Genomic DNA, 22385 nt, shown 5'->3' with positions numbered 1-22385 from the left:
TTTGGGGGACTTTTAGAAGCAAATTGACTCTTGTTCCCCCCAAAGTTGGGGGGCTAGGGGGGCAAAATTCAGTATCAAAAAACTTGGGAGATATCCTCTTAACAATTCCCAAAATTACCAAGGTAAGCATTCAGCGGTCAGCGGTCAGCGGTCAGCCTTGGCCAAAAGGCCACGCTACGCGAATGGTTCACGCTACTTGAGGGTAAGCATTCAGCGGTCAGCGGTCAGCCGTGGGCTTTTGGCCCACGCTGCGCGAACAGCTTTCCGTAAAAGAGATTAAGCGAATGCTTACCAGTTGTCTTGATGCAATAGCGAGTGGGGTTTTCCCCGAAGACCTTGGTGCATCACTTATTCAAAAGTTCCGTAGCTTGCCCATAGCCCATAAGCTGATACGCGACACGCTGATAGCTGAATGCTTACACTTGAGGTGCCGTCAGCTTATTTTATTCAAAATCACCATTAGTAGCGTACGCTATGGGCATAAACTTTTCCCGTAGCGTGGCCACAAGCCTTTACTTCTAGCTGATAGCTGATACGCGACACGCTGATAGCTGAATGCTTACTTACCAAGTACCAATGACCAATGACTAATGAGTAATGACTTGGGACGAGAAATTTGCGGTAATCTACCCACAGGAGAATCACGGGAATGGCTAGTTACCAATGGAATTGGAGGCTACGCATCAGGGACGATAGCTGGTCTAGTTACCCGACGTTATCATGGATTGCTGATTGCTGCTCTCAAGCTCCCCTTGAATCGTAATCGTGGATTAAGCGATCGCGAAGATCATCTCCATGTCGCAACCTTTGAGACCCAACTTAAAGTTGGGGAATCCCTGACTCTGGTGGTCAGCACTGAAGAACATCCTGAACTTGATGGCAACACAGCCTTAGACGCTCATTATCAATACCAGCAGCAGTTAATCAACCGTTGGGATGCTGCCCACAATCTCAAAACTACCCCCAGTTGGATCCGGCAATTAGTATGGGCGGCTGACCAATTTATTGTCAACCGCCCTTTAGCAGATGCACCTGATGATAAAACGATTATCGCAGGCTACCCTTGGTTTGGGGATTGGGGGCCAGATACCATGATTAGTTTGCCAGGATTGACCAAAAAAAATGGGTTTCAAGCCCCGTCCTTCCTTCGACGGCTTTTAAGTAGAGTGTGATAGAATAAACATGTAGCCTAGTACAGGCAGGAAAAGTCGGTACTGCCAATTTAAAAACAACGAGCGTTTTGCGATACTAGTACACGAGGAGCGAAAAACCTCGCCAAAACCCATGGGTCTTAACAGACACCGAAAACCAGTAAAGTACAAATTTAAAGTATATAACGTACCGTGGGGCACACGGGAACGGGCAATCCCAACGCTTAGGGAGACAAGCCCACTGGGGTTAGTTAAATTAGGCTCAATATTTGGTTCTTCTGGACGAATATTTGGCTTAAGTAAGGCATTTCAGGATAACTAATTTTAAGGCATGTCGTAGAACTAAGAATCCCCGCTCTTATAGGGCGGGGAGTGTCAAAAGAATGCTGTCAATCCTAGCAAAGTCGGCACAAAAGTGGCTCCTCATTACCGATTTACTATTGGTGCTGGGGAGACTCGGGTGATTAAGCTGTGGCTGAGTGATGCTCCCAATATCCCCCAACCCTTTGGCAGTGAGTTTTCACGGATTATTGCCACCCGTCGCTCAGAAGCGGATCAGTTTTACCATGCGATCGCACCACCCGGAATTAATGATGATCAGCGTAATATTCAGCGTCAAGCCTTCGCAGGACTGTTGTGGAGTAAACAGTATTATTACTACAACGTAGAAACCTGGCTCAAGGGTGACCCCAATCAACCGCCACCTCCACCAGAACGTCTCAAAGTCAGGAATCAGCAATGGAATCATCTCAACAATGCAGATATTATTTCGATGCCCGATAAATGGGAATATCCCTGGTTTGCAGCCTGGGATTTGGCATTCCACTGCATCCCCTTAGCAATGATTGATCCAGATTTTGCTAAGAATCAACTTGACTTAATGACGCGGGAGTGGTATATGCATCCCAATGGGCAAATTCCCGCCTATGAATGGAACTTTTCAGATGTTAATCCTCCCGTGCATGGGTGGGCAACCTGGCAAGTTTATAAGCTGGAAAAACAGTTCCATGGCACAGGCGATCGCCAGTTTTTAGAACGGGTCTTTCAAAAACTTCTGCTGAACTTTACTTGGTGGGTTAACCGCAAAGATTTCGACGGCAACAATGTATTTGAAGGGGGATTTTTAGGCTTAGACAATATTGGAGTATTTGACCGTAGTTCAGATCTTCCAAACGGCTGAATGCTTACCTATTACCTATTACCCAAAAAACCTTCGACTATAAAACTACCGCGCACCACTGGACATGATATGATTCATTGAAACTTTGCTATTGTCAACGTCTATGTCAAGTTTCATTGCTAAAACAACAGATTGGTTGAATCGGATTCCAGGGCGTGGTTACTTATTGATCGCTATCCTGATTTTTGCAGCAGCGAATTCGGTCATTCGTAAGCTCACTGACCTGGGTGCAGATAATTTAATTGATGGTAGAAATCCTATTTCCTTCTGTAATGTGTTGTTTGTTGGCAATCTCTGCGCGTTGCTAGCGTTGATTGCTATTTATGGACGACAGTGGAATTTTCGAGCCCTCAGACAACTCTCTGGAACAGATTGGTTAGGGTTACTAGGTGTTGCAGTTTTGTCAGGAGCACTGGCACCATCTCTGATATTTATCGCTCTTGAGCGCACTGCTGTTAATAATGTAGTGCTGATTGGACGCATTGAGCCTCCTCTTGCTTTGGCTTTGTCGGTTTTACTTCTCAAAGAACGGGTAAATCGTTGGGTGATAGCTGGTGCGATTATTTCATTTATTGGTGTAATCCTGACTATTGTGCTTCAGCCTCCCCAGGAAAACATGATTAATATGGGTGGAGGCTTTAGGATTGGTGTCGGTGAATTGATGGCAGCAGCAGGAGCGATCGCATTAGCAATTTCTACCATTATTAGTAAAGTCAAGCTGCGCCAAATCCCTCTGGGAATCTTTACCGTGTTCAGAACTGCTACAGGTACGGTCATTTTCTTGGTTGCGGTGATTAAGTTATTTGGAGTAGGTCATTTTATGGATGCTTTATCACCATTTGTCTGGCAATGGATGCTGCTCTATGGGGCTGTGATTGTAGTAGGAGGTCAACTCTGTTGGTTTAAGGGTTTGAAGACTACTACTGCATCCGATGTTTCTCTGGCGAGTTCCTTTAGTCCGGTAGCGGGCATTTTAGCAGCTTACTTGATTCTATCAGAAGTACCAACAATAGCTCAGTATATTGGTGGTGCTGTAATTATTGGCGGCATTGTCCTGAATCAAATTGGTATTTCTCGCAAACTTCCTAAAACTGATACTATCATTGTGGCAGAATCGATGAAAGAAATGGAATTTGGGTTTAAAGGAGTATGAATGTAAGCATTCAGCTAATGCTTACCTAGTAACATAAGGATGTTACTAGTTCTAGAGATGTCAGTATGGAGATGTTAGCCAAATTTGCTGAAAGAGTTACCGAGCGCTTGATGGCTGGGATATTAACGTTTCCTGATGGTCAAGCTTGGGTAATTGTAGTTATCTTAATCGTGATTTATGGTTTAATTGCTTTACCGATTGGTTTCCGGAACGGCTTTCTAAAACTAGATCAGAACTTACTTACTATTGATAATCCCCCATTATCTCCTTTATTCAGGAAAACTGATGTAAGTGCTGTTAATGTCAAAACCTCTTGGTATTTAGTGGGAAAGATTATGATAACTGCTCTGTTTACCCCAGCAATACTTGAAGAAATATTTTTCCGGGTTTTATTATTACCTCATCCCTCAGAAAACCCTTCCTTAATTTCACTATCCGCTTGGTCTACAGTCAGTTTAGTCATTTTTGTTATCTATCATCCACTGAATGCTATCACCTTCTATCCGGCGGCAATGGAAACATTTTTTAAACCTATTTTTCTATTCCTAGCTACACTTTTGGGAATTATTTGTACTATTGCTTATCTTCAAAGTGGCTCCATCTGGACAGCTGTAGTCATTCACTGGTTGTTTGTTGTGATCTGGCTGATTGGCTTGGGTGGCAAAAGCAGACTTTTGTAACTTAAGCATTCAGCTATCAGCATTCAGCATTCAGCTATCAGCATTCAGCTATCAGCATTCAGCTATCAGCATTCAGCTATCAGCATTCAGCTATCAGCATTCAGCTATCAGCTATCAGCTATCAGCTATCAGCTATCAGCTATCAGCTATCAGTACTTTTCATAACTATCAGGTACACAGAATTTTTTTCCTATTCCCTGTTCCCTGTTCCCTGTTCCCTGTTCCCTTTGGTATAGCACTGACACACTCAGGATTTAGATAAATTCCATGAACACTGAACTATTTGCGATTATTGCTCTATTTATCCTCGGCTTTGGTTTAATTTCTGGGCGCATTGAGAAAAGTGTGATTACGCCACCGATGGCTTTTGTGATATTTGGAGTTTTATTGAGTCCGCAATTGTTGGGTTTATTGAATCTGGAGGTAGAGCATGAGCTTGTTCGGATAATTGCTGAATTTACGTTGATTCTGGTTTTGTTCACTGATGCTTCTCGGATTAATCTTAAACTGTTGCGTCGAGACTACAATTTACCGGTACGTCTGTTAGGTATTGGTCTACCGCTGACAATTATCCTAGGAACAATTTTGGCAGTACTGTTGCTTGGAGGTAGCTTAGAATTCTGGGAAGCAGCAGGGTTGGCAACAATTCTGGCTCCCACTGATGCTGCTTTAGGACAAGCGGTGGTCAGCAGTCCTCGTGTGCCAATTTGTATTCGTCAATCCCTCAATGTTGAAAGTGGTTTGAATGATGGTATTTGTTTACCGATTCTATTAATTTTCCTTTCCTTAGCTGGAACAATGGAAGGGACGGGAACAGCAAGCTTTTGGTTTCGCTTTGCTGCTATGCAAGTGATTCTCGGGCCAATCGTTGGGGTAGCAGTTGGCTATATTGGCGGTTGGTTGGTGTCACAGAGTGTTCGCCGCAAGTGGATTACTCATAGTTTTGAAGATTTATCGGTATTAGGACTCTCGTTATGCGCTTATGCGATCGCAGAATTAGTGGGGGGAAATGGTTTTATTGCCGCGTTTTGTGCTGGCTTGACCCTAGGGAATACAGCTCCATCAATTTGTGATTGTTTGTATGAGTTTGGAGAAGCAGAGGGACAGTTGCTGGTGCTGCTGATTTTTATGATTTATGGCTCAATGATGGTATTTCCTGCTCTGGATGGGGTTAGTTGGCAGATGGGATTGTACGCCATTGCTACTCTGACCATTGCTCGGATGGTAGGGGTTGCTATTAGTGTGATTGGTATGAAGTTGCGTTGGTATACTATTTTATTTTTGGGCTGGTTTGGACCGAGGGGAGTGGCTTCAATATTGTATGGTTTACTAATTTTAGAGGGGGATGGAATTCAGGGTACTGAAGTGATGTTTAGTACTATGGTAGTAACTGTGTTGATTAGTGTGTTTGCTCATGGTTTAACGGCTTTTCCAGGAGCTAACTGGTATGGTAAGTGCATGGCAAGGTTTAAAGCTACCAATGAGATCCCAGAATTGATGCCACGCTCGGAAATGCCTGTTCGTTTGTCTTGGCGCAAATGATAGGTTTTAGGTTTTAGGGAGTAGGGAGTAGGGAGTCGGGAGTCGGGAGTCGGGAGTCGGGAGTCGGGAGTCGGGAGTCGGCAATAGTTTTGGAGTTTTGCAAGAGGTCTTTTGAGTAGACTACCAAATCGTAAGCATTCAGCCGTCAGCTGTCAACCGTCAGCTTCCCATAACTCAAGATTAAACGAATGCTTACCTCTTTTATTGAAAAGCAGCGATTGCGCTACGGGCACCCTTGGCCTGTGGCCACGCTGCTTGAGGTGGGAACAGTAGCGTGGCACAGGCTTCGACCCATCGGACCTAACCCATAAGCTGATACGCGACACGCGCTATAGCTGAATGCTAACACCAAATCTAACAGTAGCGGGATTTATTGTAGCCCTTGATAAGCACCGAAAATCAGCTCAAAAATCTTAAACATTATTTGGAACAGGATAAAGATTATTCAACCAAATAACCTTGGCCTTTGGCCACGCTACGCGAACAACCTCCTAACCTTCAACCTGCTAACCTTTAACCTTTAACCTTCAAGCAACTCACCTTCAACCTCCCAACCTTCAACCTCCCAACCTTCAACAAACTAACCTTCAACAAACTAACCTTCAACCTTTTATATCACAAAATTACTAGAATCATGTAGCTCAACAACATCAACATTTTCCAGAAGGAGAAATATCTGACTTCCATCTGAATTAGTATTTAAAAAAGGGAACGGAAATTCTTGTTTTAATTCCCTGAATACCCCTTGATAATTGCTGTCATCAGAGCCATCTTGGTCAAACAAAACAACAGCAAAATTATCCTGTAAAGCAAAACTCAGAAAGCCCCGATTAATCGCATCATCATAATTAGCAACTGTAATTCCGTTATTATTAAATAACTCAGTAAGAACAATTTTGTCACTTCCCACTTCAAAGTCGGTGATCTGATCGCCAGCATCTCGGTGTGAGGTGTAGACAAACTGATCATTACCACCACCACCAGTGAGCAAATCTCGAGCTTGGAAACCAGTGATAATGTCATTGTTATCAGTACCAGTCAGCTGATCACTACCTGCGGTGCCATTGATAATAGTTGGCTCAGGTAAGGTAAAGCGAGCTAAAATTGGGTCATGGTCGCTAGCTTGGTCAGCAAACTCACTGTTGACGTGGACAATGTCATACTCAGCACCAGCATCAACTAGGTGATCACTGACCAAAATATGGTCAAGTGCCTGAGAGTTCCCTTCAAAAATAAATGTGTAACGCTCATCCTCTGGTAACGTTTCCGTCAGATTGGTCAGCACTGAATTGTGATATCCTTTTAGAGTTTCCAGTGGTTCTTCAAAATCAAACGTATTGAAGTCTCCCAGCACTAGGACATTGGCATCAGGGTCATTAGTCAGAATGGTATCGACAAAATCGTTAACGATTTGAGCTTGCTGATTCCGTTTCTGCTCCTGACCGTTTTGTGGTGGTTGATTCTCACCAAAGAGAGGGTCACTACCACCCTTGGAAGAAAAGTGATTATTAATAACAGAGATGGTTTCACCGTTAAACTCAAACTCCGTCAACAAAGACTTGCGGGTATTATCGAAAGCCGTCTCACCAACACCAATACGTTGAGCAGAATCAGTGTTGATGGTAACTCGGTTAGGGTTGTAGAGGTAACCGACGCGGATATTACCACCAGGTTGACCCCCATCCTGACGGTCCACAGGGGGGATATCAAAGAAGGAGTACTGAGGTCCACCAGCAGCAACTATGGCATTAATCAGAGTTTCGTAGGTTTCCCTAGCATCCACATTACCATTGTCTATAGTTCCGTTATTGTCTTGAACCTCTTGCAGAGCAATGATATCGGGGGATTGGAGATTATTGATCAGTTGAAATGCGATCGCATTAAATTTACCATCACCGATATCATCATCCCCATCTTGACTATTGGGGTCGAGGTTTTCGACATTGAAGCTAGCAATGGTAAGTTGATTGGCACTACTGACTAAATTCGTTATCTCTGGCGTTAGGTTACCTGATGTAGCACTAATTGGTTCAGTAGACTGGAGTTCAAAGTTACCGAAACTGTAGCTAAGTACCCCTGTTACAGTACCGAGCTGGTCACCGACATTAACTGTAGGAGAAATGCCATTGAATAGAGTGTCATCAATCTGAATTCGCTCTGGATTGAAGTCACCGTCACTAATGGTAATGCCACCACGATTATTAACACCAGTAGGATTGACATCACCTGGAACCGTCCAAATTTCACCAAACCTATTAGTGGGAGCAACCGCTACAGCATTATTGATTTGCACCCGCATCCCTTCTAGGCTTTCGTAAAAGTCAATGCTATCAGTAGCTTCATTGAAGTCAGTTAAACCATCATCATCAATAATTTCTGTAGGTACTGTACGGTCTTCACCGATAACCACCGCAGTAGGTAAAGGGTTGTTCGATGATAAGACCCTAATATTAGTCAGGTTAGTAATTTCAGTCAGGGTTAAGTCATCGGAACGGTTACTACGCCGAAATTCTTGGACATCACCACTCACTTGCACCTTGTCACGGATTCTGACCGTAGGAGTAGAATTAGTAAATACAAAAATTCCATCTGAGGTAGCATTATTATTATCTCCATAAGGGTCTTGTAGGTAGAAGCCGTTGCTCGCTACCCCAGTCACAATACCTGTAGTTGTGACAGACTGACCAACAAATGGTGAGATATGACCTTTACCTTGGATGTCGTATATGGGACGTATGATTAGATTTGTCATATACCTACGTTTCTCTTTAAAAATAACTATAGTAATCGGCTCTCCTAGACTGATTATAGTAAATTAGTAGTTTAAATGAGCTTAACCCCTTAAATAGCAAGGGATTCAATCAACTAAAAATACATTTTCTTGATGGAATAGCGAGTGGTTTGAAGTTACCGTAAGACAGGGGAGCCTTAATCAATAAGTTTTAATCATGCATCTGCATAGCCTACCAACCATAAAGGCTCCCCTGTCTAAGGTTTCGTCTCCGGGGTAAACCCCCAAGACCGCTTAGGTGCCCTTACAGTCGTCGAATTAAATTCGCCACGGGTCGCACCTCTGCATCGCTTTTATTAAAATTGCATTTTTAAATTACTCAAGAGCTTACTAAGCAAAAACTATGGCGATTATTTTGTACTAATTTATCCTAGCCACTCTAGGAGAGCCTAGTAATCCTATCTTATTCGTGAAATAAATGGGCTGCTTTCAGGCAGTATGCAGAAGGCATAAGGCAGATTTTAATGGAGAATGAGCTAGTTTTTCAGAAGTCCAGTTATTTTTAAAATGATTTAGGATTGCTATAGTCATATCAGGGTTTTGTATTGGTTTTAAAACCAACGAATATTTAGCTATTAGCTATCAGCGGTCAGCGGTAACATCAGCATTCATAGAATGTATGCAATCCCTGATTAATAAACAGAGTAGAGACTTTATCTAGTCTTATATATTCTGTAGAGACGTTATTCATAACATCTCTACAGAGGCTTTTTTTTTCGTGAGCAATGCTTGTGTTAATTACTTATATTGTGTCGTGGATAGCAATTATCATAGCTATGAGGTACACAATTTCGGGATTTTAGGTAATCGGTAATCGGTAATCGGTAATCGGTAATCGGTAATCGGTAATCGGTAATCGGTAATCGGTAATCGGTAATCGGTAATCGGTAATCGGTAATCGGTAATCGGTAATCGGTAATCGGTAATCGGTAATCGGTAATCGGTAATCGGTAATCGGTAATCGGTAATCGGTAATCGGTAATCGGTAATCGGTAATCGGGATGCGCTGCATCAAAACAGGGAATCAACGTCAAAAAATACTGTACCTCATAACTGCGATAAACGCTAGAAATAGTAAGGAGCCAAAAATATCTAAAAATAAAGTAAGTATCCACTTATAATGGTACTTTAATTTTGTTAATATTTTGTGAACAATTTGGGGATTTACTAGATTTTTATTGATCTAGCAAAACTTTTAAAAAAAATTAATTTAATCAGGAAGAAATAGCAGTTGACAAGTTACCTTTAAATGGTTAAACAGATACACTCTAGCTGTAATAATTCAGCGATCAGCTTCTGAGCAGTCAGCTTTTATAGCGCTACGCGCAAGGGCATTGGCACCCACCCCTAACCCCCTCACAGGGGTAGGTTTTTAACAAAGACCTCAGGTGTGGGGTGTGGGTTGACCGGGTGTGGGGTGTGGGGGATAAGAAAGCGATGCGCCAGTTGGCCAGAATCTCTAAGATGTTGCCTCTTGACACTCCCCGGTCTAAAGACGCGGGGATTCCTAGATCTACGACCGGCCTTAAACCTCCGTATCCTTGCGGCAATACCTAAACCAATATCCCGTCAAGACCAAGATTCTAGTTCAGTTTACGAAAGACCCAGCGGGCTGGTCTCGCGATAGCGTTTAGTTACTTTTTGAGAAGTGCCTTATAAAGTCCCTTGCTTCCCTGTTTCACTTGGTTTCGGCGTGCCCCGCCGTACCATTTTTTTTCAAAGTGTTATCTTTCTTGCTGGGTTCACACACCAATTGTTAGTTGATGGTTGGGTTTTTAAGGAGGACTTTCCCTACCCTCCGGGCATTACTACTTTAAGGTCAATAAGTTACGGGTTTCTCTCCCGGCTCAGCCTCGGTTTTTCAGCCTGTACCCTATGCTTGAATTATACTATAGCGCTAAAGTATTGTCAACTCGGCGACTAAAGTCGCTGCGAGTCTTCATCCCGGAGACGAAACCTTAGAATAGGGCAGCCTTAATTATAAAGTTTTAACCCTTTTGCTCATAGCCGACCAACCGTAAAGGCTGCCCTATTCTTGCGGTAACTTCTGACCCGGTTTAAAAACGCGGGGCTTTCGACTTGCGCGTCCCCTAGTAAAGGGTGTCCGACCGGTAGTGCTACCAACTCATTAATGGCTTGGGTTTGAGTGCGATTGCGCTACGCGCACGCTACGCGATCGCGTCCCAAAACTCTCAACCAGAGGGTTTCTTCTGTAACCGGTAGCTGGTTAATGGCCACCAGGGCTGTCTTGAACAACTCAGGCAAAAAATAGACTCCCTCAATCCAATTACCGGAATCATTAAGTTTGGCAGCAAAACCATTCAACAGCTTGGTTGAACAGTAAGGAGACAGAATCCATAAACAGGTCAAGTCGGTTTCACTGACAGAATTTTTCTTAGGTGCGCTTTCCGTTGGCGAATTAAATTCGCCACGGGTCGCACCTCTCGTCGTGCCTGGCGCTGCAGCTCACCATACAGGGCAAACAACTTTAGCAGACAATTACGCACCGCCATGATCCCTGTGGCATTGCGGAACGGTTCCAATAAACAGGCAGTTGATGCCATCTGACCGAGCAATCCTAAAACCTGGGGTGGTGTGGATGTCGAAGGTGCTGGTAGAAACCAAATATCGACTTGACGAACTTCACTGGTTACTTCCCGGCTGATTTGCACCTGACCATGAGGTGTTAGCAACTCCGTGAGATACTGTTTCGCAAATTGGTCGTGTGGCTGTCGGGTCATTAATCCTAATTCTTTGGGGGTAGTGTTAGTAGCCTTTCACCGATCAACTGGCTAAAAACAGATCCCATGGATCTTGACTTTTTGACCAAGATCTGAAACAGCATCTTGTGTCAAGTCTTGCCCACAGTCGTCATACTGCAATGGCACTAAACCTCAGGCATGTTTTTTAGGGTTTGAGTATGGTGGGACAATAAAGAACACCCTGACCGATTGTAACCACGTAATCCAGCAATGAACATTCCACGGCTACACCCAAACACTATTGAAGCAGTTAAGGAACGGTCTGACATTGTGGATGTGATCTCGGAGCATGTGGTATTGCGTAAGCGTGGCAGAGACCATGTCGGTCTCTGTCCCTTCCATGAGGAAAAAACTCCCAGTTTCACTGTCAGTCCCTCTAAACAACTCTATTACTGCTTCGGCTGCCAAGCTGGAGGGAATGCGATTAAATTCCTGATGGAGATTGGCAAGCACTCCTTCTCGGATGTGGTGCTGGATTTGGCACAGCGCTACCAGGTGCCAGTCCAAACCCTGCAACCGGAACAGCGGGAGCAATTACAACGGCAACTTTCTCTACAAGAGCAACTCTACGAGATTCTGGCCTTAGCCACAGCTTTCTATCAACATGCCCTCAGACAACCCCAAGGACAGCAGGCCCTAGAGTACTTGCGCGGTCAAAGGGGTCTGAGTGAGGAAACCATCATTACTTTCGAGCTAGGGTATGCTCCAGCTAGTTGGCAAACCATCTACCGTTATCTGGTGGAACACAAACGGAAGCCAGTTAAGCTAGTTGAGCAAGCGGGATTGATTAAGCCTAGGGACAATGGTGGGTATTATGATGGCTTTCGCGATCGCATTATGATTCCCATCCACGACACCCAAGGTCGAGTGATTGGCTTTGGGGCTAGAAGTCTCGGGGATGAGCAACCGAAATACCTCAACTCCCCAGAAACTCCCCTGTTTGATAAAAGTAAAACCCTCTTTGCCCTAGATAAAGCTCGTAATTCCATTACCAAGCAAGACCAAGCTGTAGTGGTGGAAGGATATTTTGATGCGATCGCACTCCATGCTACAGGAATTACTAATATAGTCGCCTCCCTTGGTACCGCTTTTAGTTTAGATCAAGTCCGGCAACTATCGCGCTATACTGAATCGAAGCAAATTGTGCTCAACTTTGATGCGGATGCTGCTGGTACCACTGCTGCCCAAAGAGCTATTGGAGAAATTGCTAACCTAGCTTACCAAGGGCTTGTCCAGCTACGGGTACTCAACCTACCTGATGGCAAAGATGCCGATGAATTCCTAAAATCTGCTCCTGACGCTACGGAACAATACCGACAACTGTTGCTCAATGCTCCCTTGTGGCTGGATTGGCAGATTAATCAACTCCTGATTGGCAAAGACCTCCAACAAGCCGATCAATTTCAGCAAGTCGCCCAAGCTATGGTTAAGTTACTCAAGCAACTGGAGGACATTAATCAGCTCACTTATTATATTAACTACTGTGCTCAAATTCTCAGTCAAGGACAAGGGAAACTAGTATCTCTATACATCGAAAATTTCCAAACTCAACTCCAAAAACCCCTGAGAGCTGCCTTTAAGAAATCCCCACCTCGGTTAAAGAAAACCAAACAACAGGGTAATCAAGACTCAAACCTACCTGTTGGTAAAGAACGTACCCTTTTAGAACGAGCCGAAGCCTTACTATTACGGATTTATTTACATTGTCCGGAGTATCGACAAACAATTATTGATACTCTAGACCAGGGAGATTTACTGTTTAGTCTTTCTCATCATCGATTCTTGTGGCAACAAATTATTGAACTGCAAGGGATAGGGACACAATTTTACACTACCACCCCTGAACAGCTAATCTCCCGTTTACAAGACCGGAGTTTACAATTTCCTAGGGAAATGACTCAAGTCGCCCATCTATTTCATCTTGACGAAACCTGTACAGAAGATATTTTGCGAGCCCCGATGGTAATACAGGCAGCAGCAGCTTCTCTAGAAATAGTAGCCTTGGAAAAACATCGGCGCTATTGTTTAGAGCAATGGCAAAAAATTGACCTTAGTAATGATTGGCAACGTAAGCAATACTATTGGCAGGAATGTCAAGAAGCTAATCGCAGGCTGATCGAGTTAGAGAAGATACGTCAGGTTGGTATTTCAGAGCTATTAATTATGTAGCAGTTCTAAAACCCTATAAATTTCTATTACTTAATATCATGAAAGTGGCTATAATCAATAATTCTACTGCCGTCTGATTTCCTATGAAACATATCGACAAAACGCCTATCCCACAAAATTTCTGATGCGGTGTAGGAGTGACGAGCGTGAATAGTCTGGGAAACCGTTTCATCAATACCGACTAGGGTGATAATAAGTGTAGCTTCCATTTCAGCGAGAGACTCTGGTGTTTCCCCATATAACGGACTACTTTGATCAATCGGATGCATCACTGTCCAAGTTAGACCAAAGCTAGGGGTTTGGCTACGCAACAGTTTCATGTCGTAGAATCGACGCATGGATTCCCCTTCTAAGGTCACTTCATAGCGCAGCAAACTTACCCTGAGCTGAGCTTCCAGAATCCGATTATCCCGTTCATTGGCCGTGCGGAACATGAGAGTAGGTACTCCATTATGGGGCGTAATCACTGCCCTACGACTGAAGATGACTCTGGCAGTAGGGCGAGAGAAGCGGGCAAACATTAGTCCCGTTGCCATAGCTAGAGCCATCAAACCCACTAGAGCTTCTATGGTAACAATGATATTAGCATAGGAGGTCACGGGATACATGGCACCATAACCAATGGATGCCATGGTCTGAACGCTGAAGAAAAAGACATCGAAAAAAGAACCTGGACGGGCGTTTTCAATACAATTTCCTCCAGCTAGGTACAATAGGGCAAAGACGATGTTTATAGCTAAATAACAAACCGCAATTAGTCCGAAAAACATTGGCCAATTAACGGTCAGCATTATATGATAAGGGTCACGCCAATGGTTATGGGATGACCCTTTGATAATTACGTCTAATTGTCTAGGTCTAGTCCGTTTAGCGATGCGCATCTTAGTTAGTTTAAACTTGTTAATTGCAATTTAAATTGGTTATTTTACCGTAAGCTCTTAGCTATCAGCCTGTCGCGTATCAGCTATCAGCTATCAGCCTATGGTCACGCTAGGATAACAGCTTTTGAATAAAATCAGCTGACGGCTGAAGGCTGAAGGCTGAAGGCTGACCGCTGAGTGCTGACTGTTTACTATTTTTTAAAATATTTATCGATTGATTAGTGTTTTATTAGGGTCTAGTAGGGAGTAGCCTGGTGGTGCGTTACGGGACGGACTGTTCAAGGCGCAAAGAGGCGGAAAATCAGAGGCTTTCCGTCCCGATGCTGCTGGCGAAATATTTCGCGAACTTACCAAGAAGCCCGATCAGCCCTCACCCCCAGCCCCTCTCCCAACCTTGGGAGAGGGGAGCAGATTACGGCAGAATAAGGGTTTCACGAATTCGCCAGCAGCGTCCGTCCCTAACGCACCATCTGGTCAAACGGCAAAAATGAGATGCACCCAAAGCGTTCGCTTAGCGGCTCTTTAGAGCATCGCATTTTTCCTTTAGATTTCCCCATCTGATTTATTCAGTCACTTGACCACTAACTAATGCCCATCCTGTGGTGACCTGACCGTAAGCCCAGGTAGCGTAGGGAACTATACATAACTTAATTAACCAGGGTATCACCATGATTGCGCTAAATATCATCAGCCCTAATACCTTGCTCCCGATTTTATGAATTCCGTTCACCAATTCCTGCACCCCTGCTACAATTTTTTGGGAATCTTCTCTAAGGGAATCGAGGTTAGGAATACCGCTGACAATAGTATTAAAAACCCTAAGTATTTCCAAATTATCCTTTAAAACTGCCTTGACCTGTTGCAAACCAACCACTGGTACTTCAAACCCAGGAATAGTAGGCATAGCCACTGAAACCTCTTTCATTTCGATATTCACCTTAGGCGGAAATCCACCCCCCAAGTTGACATCTGGTTTCACCGGAAGATTAACATCTGGGATGCCAAGATTAGGCAAAGTTACTCCTGTAGGAATCTGTTCAACTATCTCTAAGGCTTCTTGCACCTCTGCCTTTACTGTTTTGATCGGTTCTATGATATTAGCAATTTCTTCTTTGGCTTTTTGAGTACTTTCCTTCACTTCCACTAGAGTGTTATTGATTTCCACTAAAGGGCCAGTAACCAGACTCTTGATGTCATTTAAAATTGTTAAAAAAGTAATCAAAAATACCACTACTATGATAATCGGGATTAAGGCATAGATAATCATGACTATACCATTAAGTCGTTGCCTTAAACCACTGCTTTGATCAACTCTCATCGTCTTACCTCTATTATAGCGTTTATCGCAGTTATGAGGTACGGTTTTAAACCTCAAAGTCCCCCTTATTAAGGGGGATTTAGGGGGATCACTTTGTACCTTATGGGATATATAATTGCTATATCTTACCTGCTCCGAAGCTCCCTATTGAGATACTCCCCTGATTAATTGCCATCCAGCAGTTACCTGAGGGGAAGCCCACTTGATATATTTCACAACCAACCAGGGTAGTGAAAGCATGACAGTCCCTGCCAACAGGATGATCATAATGAATAGATTACGGCAAATTTTTTGAATGATTACTAGTAAGCCCTGCTCCCCAACAATTAGTCTTTGGTAATGGTCTCTAATCACCTCAAGATTGGGAAGAATGCCAATAACTTTATTTAAAGTGCCAATAATTTCAACATTCTTAGTTAAAAGGGCTTTCGTTTCTTTTAGTCCTGATACACTAACCTTCACTCCAGGAATATCAGGTAAAGCAACAGGTACCTTTTCAATCTCAACTCGCACCTTAGGAATCTTAAGAATAGGTTCTTTAGGAATCTTGGGAATATCAAATACGAACACAACTGGCTTGTTTAACTCCCTGCTGCTCAATTTAACTTTTGGTTTAATCGGCAGTTCAGCATCAGGAATCGGAATAGTCGGAAGCTCTATTTCTTCAGGAATACTATCAATTGTTTCGACCGTTTTAGCCAGTTTTTTATCTAGATCACCAATCGGTGCTATGGCACTACCAATAACATTTCCCGTTTGCTCGAATTTGCCACTGATAGTCACCAGAGCGCTATCGATTTCTTGTACTGGTCCACCCACAAGACTGTTGATATCCAGCACAATCGTGGCTAAGGTTAGAATAACTACTAATAGGTAAATAACTGGTATCAGGGCTTGGATAATCAACCCTATACCTCGAATTCTAGCCATGGTGAAAGTTAGCAGTGATTACACTAACTTTCACTTTAGTACAGCTAGCTCAATAGTTGCCGAACCACAAGCTTAGCTAAGCATTCAGCGGTGAGCCGTCAGCCGTCAGCCGTCAGCCATTCGCGTAGCCTGGCCAAAGGCTGACGGCCTGTTGCTGTACAAAATCGTGGGTTTTAGGGAGCAGGGAGCAGGTAAGAGGAACCCACCCCTAGGGCGTGTCTTCAAACTCGGAGATCCCCCTAAATCCCCCTTAAAAAAGCAGGGCTAATTCATTGTGATCACAGAAAATTAGAGTAGCCAGAAACTAGTGTAAACTATCAAAGTGAACTCAATATGGAACTCTCGTTCCTCTCCCTGATGAAAACTAATCTGATCGAAGCGTTAGCCCAGCTCCCAGATTTTCGTGCTCCCAGAGGAAAACGCGGTTAATTTGGCTGTTGGTGATTATGGCAACGATGAGCGATTGCTATGGTTATCGAGCCTTGGAAGATTTTGCTCGTCGTCATCACCAAGCCTTGCTCGAAAACTTAGATTTACCACCAATGGGTTTTCCTATTACTCGACTTTTCGGAGAGTAATGATGAGTATTGATTTTACTCAATTAGCCCAAGTTTTGACCAACTGGATTAGGGATGGTGTGCCTACCCAAGAGGGTGATTGGTGCTTGAGTTGATGGCAAAAGTATCAAAGGGACAGTGAATAATTATGCTCAAGCTTATCAAGACTTCGTTTCGGTAGTTTCTGTTTTCAGTAGTCGCTGTGGAGTAGCCCTAGCCCTAGAACAATTTCGTAATAAAAAAAGTAGTGAAATTGACGTTGTGCCGTTGCTTTTAGCCAATTTAGGGATAGAAGGAGTAATATTGAGCTTTGAGGCTTTACACTGTCAAAAAAAACTGTCAAACTAATTGTCGAAAGTGGAAACGACTATGTAATGGCTGTGAAAGGTAATCCCAAAAATCTCTACAAACAAATCAAACTCAACACTCAAAAAACTCAACCCATAAGTGTTGACATAAGCCGGGAAAAAAGAAGTGACCGTCTCACCACATTAACTGTATCTGTTTTTGATGACATCATATGCATAAGTGACGAGTGGCAAGGTCTAGCTAGTCTTGTCAAACTAGAACGCATCGGTACAAGAGCAGGTAAGCCCTACCAACAACTCGCTTATTATATTAGTAGTAAATGTCTCGATGCCGCACAATTTGCCCAAGGCATTCGTGGTGATTGGGGAATTGAAAATCGTTTACATTGGGTTAAGGACGTGGTACTTGATCAGGATAGTTCCAGGATACAATTTGGTAATGCTCCTGGCAATCTCTCAATGTACCGTAGTTTAGTCATCGCTATCTTACGCTACCACGGTTATTCTTCTATCACCACGGCACTCCGGTCGATTGCTGATGATATAGAGAAGATTTTGCGGTTGATTGGAACCCAAAAGGTCGTGTCGTAGCCATTTGACGGTGTGCCAAAGCAATCGCTGTCTCACTCATAAGCTATGACTTATAGGTTCGCTCCCTAGAACCGGTGCAGGTTTTTAGCGATTGAGTGCTCACCAACCATTGACTGACAACGACATTTCCCAAATCCTGTTACCTAACCCCCCTGATCCGCATAACCATAGATTCCTGGCATACAAAGATTTGGTCGATTTTTATAAAGGGGTTGTGACAAACGGATTTGGTATGACAGCATGATTGAAAGATCTTGATCGGAAAAGTAGGACAGTTCCATATTGAGCTCACTTTGATAGTTTACGCGAGTTTCTGGCTGCCCTAATTTTCTCTGATCACAATGAATTAGCCCTGCCCCTAGGGCGTGTCTTCAAACTCCGAGTACCCCCGTTTCCCTTAAAAAAGGGGGACTTTGAGTATGGCTCCCCCCTTAATAAGGGGGGCTGGGGGGGATCTAATATCTTGCGGAAAACTTTGAAAACACGCCCTAGCCCCCCAATTCTGGGCGAGCAATCCCTCGCTCGGGGGACCCACGGGGGCTTTAACAAAACCAGATGATCGCGCATTCATTCCTTAATTCAGCAACGCCGCTTATTTTATTCAAAAGCACCGATTGCGCTACTTGAGGTGCTGCGCAAACAGTAGCGTGTGCTTGGGCATAAACTGTTCGGTGTAGCGTGGCCACAGACCCAAAGCACCTCAAGTAGCACCATCTGTAGCGCATAAGCACCTCAAGTAGCACCATCTGTAGCGCTTAAGCTGAATGCTTACTTCTGTGAAGAATTAAAAAACGCCCGATCGCTTTCTTGCCCCAGTATTTCCTGACCAATGGAGGCCAAAACGCGATCGCAATTATCATGGAGAGTATAGAAGGATAAATCGCGATAAATCCGTTCCAAAGGACTGGGTTGAATCATAGCACGAGCGCCACACATGCGAGTACAGTGTTCCAAAGTCTCCAGTGCCAATTTTTCTGACAAATAACGAAAGCGGTTACCAGCTTCTTTGGCCTGCTGGTGTTGACCTGTTTCCCACAACAAAGCCACTTTTCGTAGCCACAAGTCCATGGTTTCAATGTTCATGGTTGATTTAGCAATCCGATGCTGCACATAAGCATCCTGTTCTCTGCCTTGCTTTTTGATATGAGCGTGGGCATAACCATAAGCCCCTTCTGCCGCCCCCAAAAATGCCGCTCCATACTGAGGAGTAAAGCGAGTTTGCCACTCTTCAAGCAAGTATTGCCCTGGATAGCCAATCAGATTTTCTTTAGGAATAAAGGTGTGATCGAATTGTACGCGATAACTTACACTTCCCCGCATTCCAATCGGTTTCCACCAGGTTGAATCAAAGCTTACACTTGGGTCTGATAAATCACAGGCTAACATCAACACGGAATTCGCTGGTCCATCGTGATGACGAACAGCTCCTGTTCCGGCAGTACTCACAAACAATATCGCCCATTGTAGCCCATCCGCTCCTGTGGCAAAGACCTTGCAACCATCAACAATATAGCCCCCCTCTACAACCTTAACTGTTGTCCCAATACCACTGGTTTGCCCAGGGACTTTAGAAAGAGGTTCGCCACTCCAACCCGCCCATTTTTCCCCTCGTTGCACAATCCCTTCAAACCAACGTTGCTTTTGAGCTTCATTAGCGTTGGCAGTCAATAATACTTGTATATTAGTATGGCCTTCCCAGCAACGGGTGAAAGCTAAATCTACCTTTGCTAATTCTCGTGTCATCATCCAGAGGGTGAGGATATCACTGCTGTGACCTAAGCCTAAACCACCATACTTAATCGGTACAGCTGGGGCATGAAGACCTGCATCAAACAGAGTCTCAAAGTTTTCTGCTGGGAAGCTTGCTGTCTGGTCGTATTGAGCCGCCCTAGGGGCAAACTCTTCCTGAGTGAGCTGGCTTAAATGATCCAGGAGGGCTTGTGGATCATAGACTTGCCGATCTAAGAGAACAGGAGTTTGCACAGTTTATTGAGTAGATGTTTTTGTTCCTCGTTAATTGTAGCGGCTGGCAAACAGTAAAGGATCAACTACCAAATAACTTTATTTTTGCGGGGTAATTCTAGCTATTTTGTATAAAGTTTACTTGACAAAACAGACGTTCAATGTATCAGGAATTTAACTACAGCAATTTTCAATGGGGTGAGGTTTTTAGGGAGCAGGGAACAGGGAACAGGTAAGAAGTAAGAAGTAAGAAGGAAAAAATACTGTGTATCTGATAGTTATGAAGAACGCTGTATCAGCTAAATGATGCTAATTGTTAGATCATGTCCGGATAATTAGTTATCAAAAACCATTACCGATAAAACCTTACTTCTGCCTTCTGCCTTCTGCCAGCCCCCCTTATTAAGGGCTGATAAGGGTAGGTTTTTTACATTAGGGTAAAACATGGGGCGACCCAGAGGGAGAGGAAAAGGAAAACAACGAATAAATGATGATTTTTAACGACAAATTAAGTACATTGTCTTGATGCAATAGCGAGTGGTTTGAATTTACCGTAAGATCGGGTCGCCTTATTAAAAAATATTTAACCCTTTTCTGCATAACCTGCTAACTATAAAGGCGACCCTATCTAAGGTTTTGTCTCCGGGGGAAACCACGGCAATAGCGAGTGGGGAGGGGCTGTGTGCGGAACCTGCGTCCGCACCGCTGTTTGCCCCGTGGAGACCCCCAAGACCGTAATGGTGCGTTTGACCCGTAATTAAATTCGCCACGGGTCGCACCTCTGCCTCCCCAAGACCGCGCTGGATCGCTTTCTTATCCCCCACACCCGGTCACCCCACGCCCGCTCACCCCACACCTGAGGTCTTTGTAAAAAACCTACCCTTATGAGGGGGGGATTCCCAGCTGTTTGACCCACTCGGTGGAATTGGGGTCTTGGTAGAACAGGCATCTTGCCTGTGTACTATTTTGGTAGAACAGGCATCTTGCCTGTGTACTATTTTGGTAGAACAGGCATCTTGCCTGTGGACAAGATTTTGGTAGAACAGGCATCTTGCCTGTGATCAATATTTTCCTCACAGCATCGAAGCCTATTCTACACAACTACTCCCGATTCCCGATTCCCGATTCCCGATTCCCTATGTCACAGGCAAGATGCCTGTGCTACACCACTACTCCGTGATCCAAAAAAAGTAGAAACTTGGCATCAGGCATCAGCAGTTTCAGGACCTGCACATAGCCCTTGGCATCAGCAGGGTTGTCGAACCGAGCAAAAACGACTGGTGGCATTGGTGGCAATAGGCGCACCACTACCCATGGGTATAGGTGTTGAGTATGGGACATATTATTAAGTTATCTCCTGTAAGGGGAACCCAGAGCCAGCCTGCAGCCTGCGAAAACTCTAAGGCTGGCTCTTCCCGTGGATTTTTTTGTCCACACTTTTAGTTTAACACAAAAAATAGCAAATTATAGCATATTTTAAAAAGTTTTGTAACAAATTCTTTTTGAGGGAGCAGGGAGCAGGGAGCAGGGAGTGTGGTAAGTGTGGTAAGTGTGGTGAGTGTCCCCCCCTTGTTAAGGGGGTTAGGGGGGATCTCCAGTTGGGGTTTAGCTGGGAAATTAGCGATCGCATAATCAATACAGTGGTGCGTTACGGGCAGCAACCTAACCGCGAACAGGCAGAAAATCAGGGCTAGCCCGTCCCTAACCCACCCTACGCAACTGCATCGCTGAAAGCCCCGTGGAAAGTGGGGATCCCCCCTAACCCCCCTTAATAAGGGGGGGACAAACCCTTAATAAGGGGGGGACAAACCGTTGCTGATCTGACTCCCCATCTCCCCACACTTCCCACACTTCACTCCCGACTCCATCGGTGCGCTTGACCCGTAATTAAATTCGCCACGGGTCGCACCGCTCCCGACTCCCGATTCCCGATTCCCTCGGTGCGCTTTCCGTAGGCGAATTTAATTCGCCACGGGTCGCACCGCTCCCGATTCCCGATTCCCTTATTTAGCAGAAATAGAAAATTACTACTATAAAGACTTGATGAATTTATCCGAATACTAGTGACATAAAAAAAAACTCATGGCATCAATGAATAAGGTGATTTTTTGACGGCAAGGAAAGAGCATGAATGGCAAGGCTCTTTCCTTTTTATAGGGGATATTACGTGAGAAATTGTAATGAAGCGATCGCTTCATTACAATTAATATTATCCTTCCCAAATATAAATAATGCTAAACCGATAATTTATTCATGTTTATGAAGCAAAAATATATTTATATATTATATTATAGCATCGGTTAATCTTTACTAGTTTATCTTACATTTGGCCATGAATCTGGAAAATAAATCCGGATATCTGGAGGTAAGTAGGTATTTATTTATTGGTAGATCATTAGATAAGCATTCA

At 44.0% G+C, this 22385-nt stretch carries 21 protein-coding genes and 2 pseudogenes; 13 read left to right on the top strand and 10 right to left on the bottom strand.

The features are described from left to right. Positions 1 to 23 precede the first annotated feature (23 nt). The 6 genes and pseudogenes from LYNGBM3L_RS47660 to LYNGBM3L_RS19980 all read left to right on the top strand — a co-directional run bounded on the left by LYNGBM3L_RS47660 (position 24) and on the right by LYNGBM3L_RS19980 (position 5706). The gene (locus tag LYNGBM3L_RS47660) at positions 24 to 200 is read left to right on the top strand and encodes a hypothetical protein (RefSeq protein ID WP_154659862.1); all 177 of its coding nucleotides are present in this window, start codon (positions 24 to 26) and stop codon (positions 198 to 200) included. A gap of 390 nt (positions 201 to 590) precedes the next feature. Continuing rightward, positions 591 to 1136, top strand: a pseudogene (locus LYNGBM3L_RS20005) (glycogen debranching enzyme N-terminal domain-containing protein); the annotation flags it as partial. Positions 1137 to 1527: 391 nt separating this feature from the next. Beyond that, positions 1528 to 2328: pseudogene (locus tag LYNGBM3L_RS20000) on the top strand (MGH1-like glycoside hydrolase domain-containing protein); the annotation flags it as partial. A 106-nt stretch (positions 2329 to 2434) separates the two neighbouring features. Next, entirely contained in the window at positions 2435 to 3484 is a 1050-nt protein-coding gene (locus tag LYNGBM3L_RS19995) for a DMT family transporter (RefSeq protein WP_008187127.1), read from the top strand. Positions 3485 to 3555: 71 nt separating this feature from the next. Further along, positions 3556 to 4164, top strand: coding sequence for a CPBP family glutamic-type intramembrane protease (locus LYNGBM3L_RS19990; RefSeq protein ID WP_165691843.1), 609 nt, complete (start codon positions 3556 to 3558; stop codon positions 4162 to 4164). A gap of 267 nt (positions 4165 to 4431) precedes the next feature. After that, the gene (locus tag LYNGBM3L_RS19980; RefSeq protein ID WP_008187121.1) at positions 4432 to 5706 is read left to right on the top strand and encodes a cation:proton antiporter; all 1275 of its coding nucleotides are present in this window, start codon (positions 4432 to 4434) and stop codon (positions 5704 to 5706) included. A gap of 610 nt (positions 5707 to 6316) precedes the next feature. On the opposite strand, the gene LYNGBM3L_RS47655 is transcribed toward LYNGBM3L_RS19980, so the two are convergent. The 4 genes from LYNGBM3L_RS47655 to LYNGBM3L_RS47645 form a co-directional block, all read right to left on the bottom strand. Then, positions 6317 to 8458 carry a DUF8508 domain-containing protein gene (locus tag LYNGBM3L_RS47655; RefSeq protein ID WP_008187120.1) on the bottom strand — a complete coding sequence of 714 codons (2142 nt, stop codon included), beginning with the start codon at positions 8456 to 8458 and terminating at the stop codon, positions 6317 to 6319. Between the two features lie 838 nt (positions 8459 to 9296). After that, positions 9297 to 9509 carry a hypothetical protein gene (locus tag LYNGBM3L_RS19970; protein ID WP_008187119.1) on the bottom strand — a complete coding sequence of 71 codons (213 nt, stop codon included), beginning with the start codon at positions 9507 to 9509 and terminating at the stop codon, positions 9297 to 9299. Positions 9510 to 10654: 1145 nt separating this feature from the next. Beyond that, positions 10655 to 10867: a hypothetical protein gene (locus LYNGBM3L_RS47650; protein WP_008187118.1), complete on the bottom strand. Its 213-nt coding sequence runs from the start codon at positions 10865 to 10867 to the stop codon at positions 10655 to 10657. Then, the gene (locus tag LYNGBM3L_RS47645) at positions 10864 to 11238 is read right to left on the bottom strand and encodes a hypothetical protein (protein WP_008187117.1); all 375 of its coding nucleotides are present in this window, start codon (positions 11236 to 11238) and stop codon (positions 10864 to 10866) included. The genes LYNGBM3L_RS47650 and LYNGBM3L_RS47645 overlap by 4 nt, the downstream gene beginning before the upstream one ends. Before the next feature lie 231 nt (positions 11239 to 11469). On the opposite strand from LYNGBM3L_RS47645, the gene dnaG reads away from it, so the two are divergent. Next, the gene (gene dnaG, locus LYNGBM3L_RS19960; protein ID WP_008187116.1) at positions 11470 to 13428 is read left to right on the top strand and encodes a DNA primase; all 1959 of its coding nucleotides are present in this window, start codon (positions 11470 to 11472) and stop codon (positions 13426 to 13428) included. A gap of 26 nt (positions 13429 to 13454) precedes the next feature. Here dnaG and LYNGBM3L_RS19955 read toward each other — a convergent pair whose 3' ends face one another. Further along, a complete protein-coding gene (locus LYNGBM3L_RS19955; RefSeq protein WP_044494030.1) occupies positions 13455 to 14309 on the bottom strand; it encodes an ion channel in 855 nt (284 codons plus the stop codon). A gap of 254 nt (positions 14310 to 14563) precedes the next feature. On the opposite strand from LYNGBM3L_RS19955, the gene LYNGBM3L_RS41265 reads away from it, so the two are divergent. After that, complete coding sequence (locus LYNGBM3L_RS41265; protein WP_131827058.1) at positions 14564 to 14800, top strand: hypothetical protein; 237 nt, start codon at positions 14564 to 14566, stop codon at positions 14798 to 14800. A gap of 71 nt (positions 14801 to 14871) precedes the next feature. Here the strand turns inward: LYNGBM3L_RS41265 and LYNGBM3L_RS19950 are convergent, their stop codons facing one another. Beyond that, on the bottom strand, positions 14872 to 15627 hold the full coding sequence (locus LYNGBM3L_RS19950) for a hypothetical protein (RefSeq protein WP_008187113.1): 756 nt from the start codon (positions 15625 to 15627) through the stop codon (positions 14872 to 14874). 144 nt (positions 15628 to 15771) lie between these two features. Continuing rightward, positions 15772 to 16557 (bottom strand): hypothetical protein, encoded by a 786-nt coding sequence (locus LYNGBM3L_RS19945; RefSeq protein ID WP_008187111.1) that lies wholly within the window; start codon positions 16555 to 16557, stop codon positions 15772 to 15774. Positions 16558 to 17003: 446 nt separating this feature from the next. On the opposite strand from LYNGBM3L_RS19945, the gene LYNGBM3L_RS48840 reads away from it, so the two are divergent. The 3 genes from LYNGBM3L_RS48840 (at position 17004) to LYNGBM3L_RS19935 (ending at position 18013) form a co-directional block, all read left to right on the top strand. After that, positions 17004 to 17135 (top strand): transposase family protein, encoded by a 132-nt coding sequence (locus LYNGBM3L_RS48840; RefSeq protein WP_143764225.1) that lies wholly within the window; start codon positions 17004 to 17006, stop codon positions 17133 to 17135. 117 nt (positions 17136 to 17252) lie between these two features. Next, entirely contained in the window at positions 17253 to 17462 is a 210-nt protein-coding gene (locus tag LYNGBM3L_RS36840) for a hypothetical protein (protein ID WP_008187105.1), read from the top strand. 26 nt (positions 17463 to 17488) lie between these two features. Beyond that, complete coding sequence (locus LYNGBM3L_RS19935) at positions 17489 to 18013, top strand: ISAs1 family transposase (RefSeq protein ID WP_008187103.1); 525 nt, start codon at positions 17489 to 17491, stop codon at positions 18011 to 18013. A gap of 768 nt (positions 18014 to 18781) precedes the next feature. Here the strand turns inward: LYNGBM3L_RS19935 and LYNGBM3L_RS19930 are convergent. Then, complete coding sequence (locus LYNGBM3L_RS19930; RefSeq protein ID WP_008187099.1) at positions 18782 to 19996, bottom strand: acyl-CoA dehydrogenase family protein; 1215 nt, start codon at positions 19994 to 19996, stop codon at positions 18782 to 18784. Positions 19997 to 20547: 551 nt separating this feature from the next. Next, the gene (locus LYNGBM3L_RS19925; RefSeq protein ID WP_131827059.1) at positions 20548 to 20745 is read right to left on the bottom strand and encodes a hypothetical protein; all 198 of its coding nucleotides are present in this window, start codon (positions 20743 to 20745) and stop codon (positions 20548 to 20550) included. 281 nt (positions 20746 to 21026) lie between these two features. On the opposite strand from LYNGBM3L_RS19925, the gene LYNGBM3L_RS48835 reads away from it, so the two are divergent. Then, a complete protein-coding gene (locus LYNGBM3L_RS48835; protein WP_267872067.1) occupies positions 21027 to 21155 on the top strand; it encodes a hypothetical protein in 129 nt (42 codons plus the stop codon). Here the strand turns inward: LYNGBM3L_RS48835 and LYNGBM3L_RS45940 are convergent. Next, positions 21137 to 21316, bottom strand: a complete 180-nt coding sequence (locus LYNGBM3L_RS45940; protein ID WP_008187095.1) for a hypothetical protein — start codon at positions 21314 to 21316, stop codon at positions 21137 to 21139. The genes LYNGBM3L_RS48835 and LYNGBM3L_RS45940 overlap by 19 nt on opposite strands. A 161-nt stretch (positions 21317 to 21477) precedes the next feature. On the opposite strand from LYNGBM3L_RS45940, the gene LYNGBM3L_RS19915 reads away from it, so the two are divergent. Further along, on the top strand, positions 21478 to 21669 hold the full coding sequence (locus LYNGBM3L_RS19915; RefSeq protein ID WP_008187093.1) for a hypothetical protein: 192 nt from the start codon (positions 21478 to 21480) through the stop codon (positions 21667 to 21669). Positions 21670 to 22385 lie beyond the last annotated feature (716 nt).

Source organism: Moorena producens 3L, assembly GCF_000211815.1.
GTDB classification, from domain to species: domain Bacteria; phylum Cyanobacteriota; class Cyanobacteriia; order Cyanobacteriales; family Coleofasciculaceae; genus Moorena; species Moorena producens.
This window is presented reverse-complemented; position numbering and strand designations above follow the sequence as displayed.

Coding starts and splice junctions, on each gene's coding strand:
- LYNGBM3L_RS47655 (WP_008187120.1), bottom strand. CDS start 8,458: ATGACAAATCTAATCATACGTCCCATATACGACATCCAAGGTAAAGGT.
- LYNGBM3L_RS19990 (WP_165691843.1), top strand. CDS start 3,556: ATGTTAGCCAAATTTGCTGAAAGAGTTACCGAGCGCTTGATGGCTGGG.
- LYNGBM3L_RS19955 (WP_044494030.1), bottom strand. CDS start 14,309: ATGCGCATCGCTAAACGGACTAGACCTAGACAATTAGACGTAATTATC.
- LYNGBM3L_RS19970 (WP_008187119.1), bottom strand. CDS start 9,509: ATGCAGCGCATCCCGATTACCGATTACCGATTACCGATTACCGATTAC.
- LYNGBM3L_RS19935 (WP_008187103.1), top strand. CDS start 17,489: ATGGCTGTGAAAGGTAATCCCAAAAATCTCTACAAACAAATCAAACTC.
- LYNGBM3L_RS19950 (WP_008187113.1), bottom strand. CDS start 15,627: ATGAGAGTTGATCAAAGCAGTGGTTTAAGGCAACGACTTAATGGTATA.
- LYNGBM3L_RS48840 (WP_143764225.1), top strand. CDS start 17,004: ATGGCAACGATGAGCGATTGCTATGGTTATCGAGCCTTGGAAGATTTT.
- LYNGBM3L_RS19945 (WP_008187111.1), bottom strand. CDS start 16,557: ATGGCTAGAATTCGAGGTATAGGGTTGATTATCCAAGCCCTGATACCA.
- LYNGBM3L_RS19980 (WP_008187121.1), top strand. CDS start 4,432: ATGAACACTGAACTATTTGCGATTATTGCTCTATTTATCCTCGGCTTT.
- LYNGBM3L_RS45940 (WP_008187095.1), bottom strand. CDS start 21,316: ATGTCCCATACTCAACACCTATACCCATGGGTAGTGGTGCGCCTATTG.
- LYNGBM3L_RS19995 (WP_008187127.1), top strand. CDS start 2,435: ATGTCAAGTTTCATTGCTAAAACAACAGATTGGTTGAATCGGATTCCA.
- LYNGBM3L_RS47645 (WP_008187117.1), bottom strand. CDS start 11,238: ATGACCCGACAGCCACACGACCAATTTGCGAAACAGTATCTCACGGAG.
- dnaG (WP_008187116.1), top strand. CDS start 11,470: ATGAACATTCCACGGCTACACCCAAACACTATTGAAGCAGTTAAGGAA.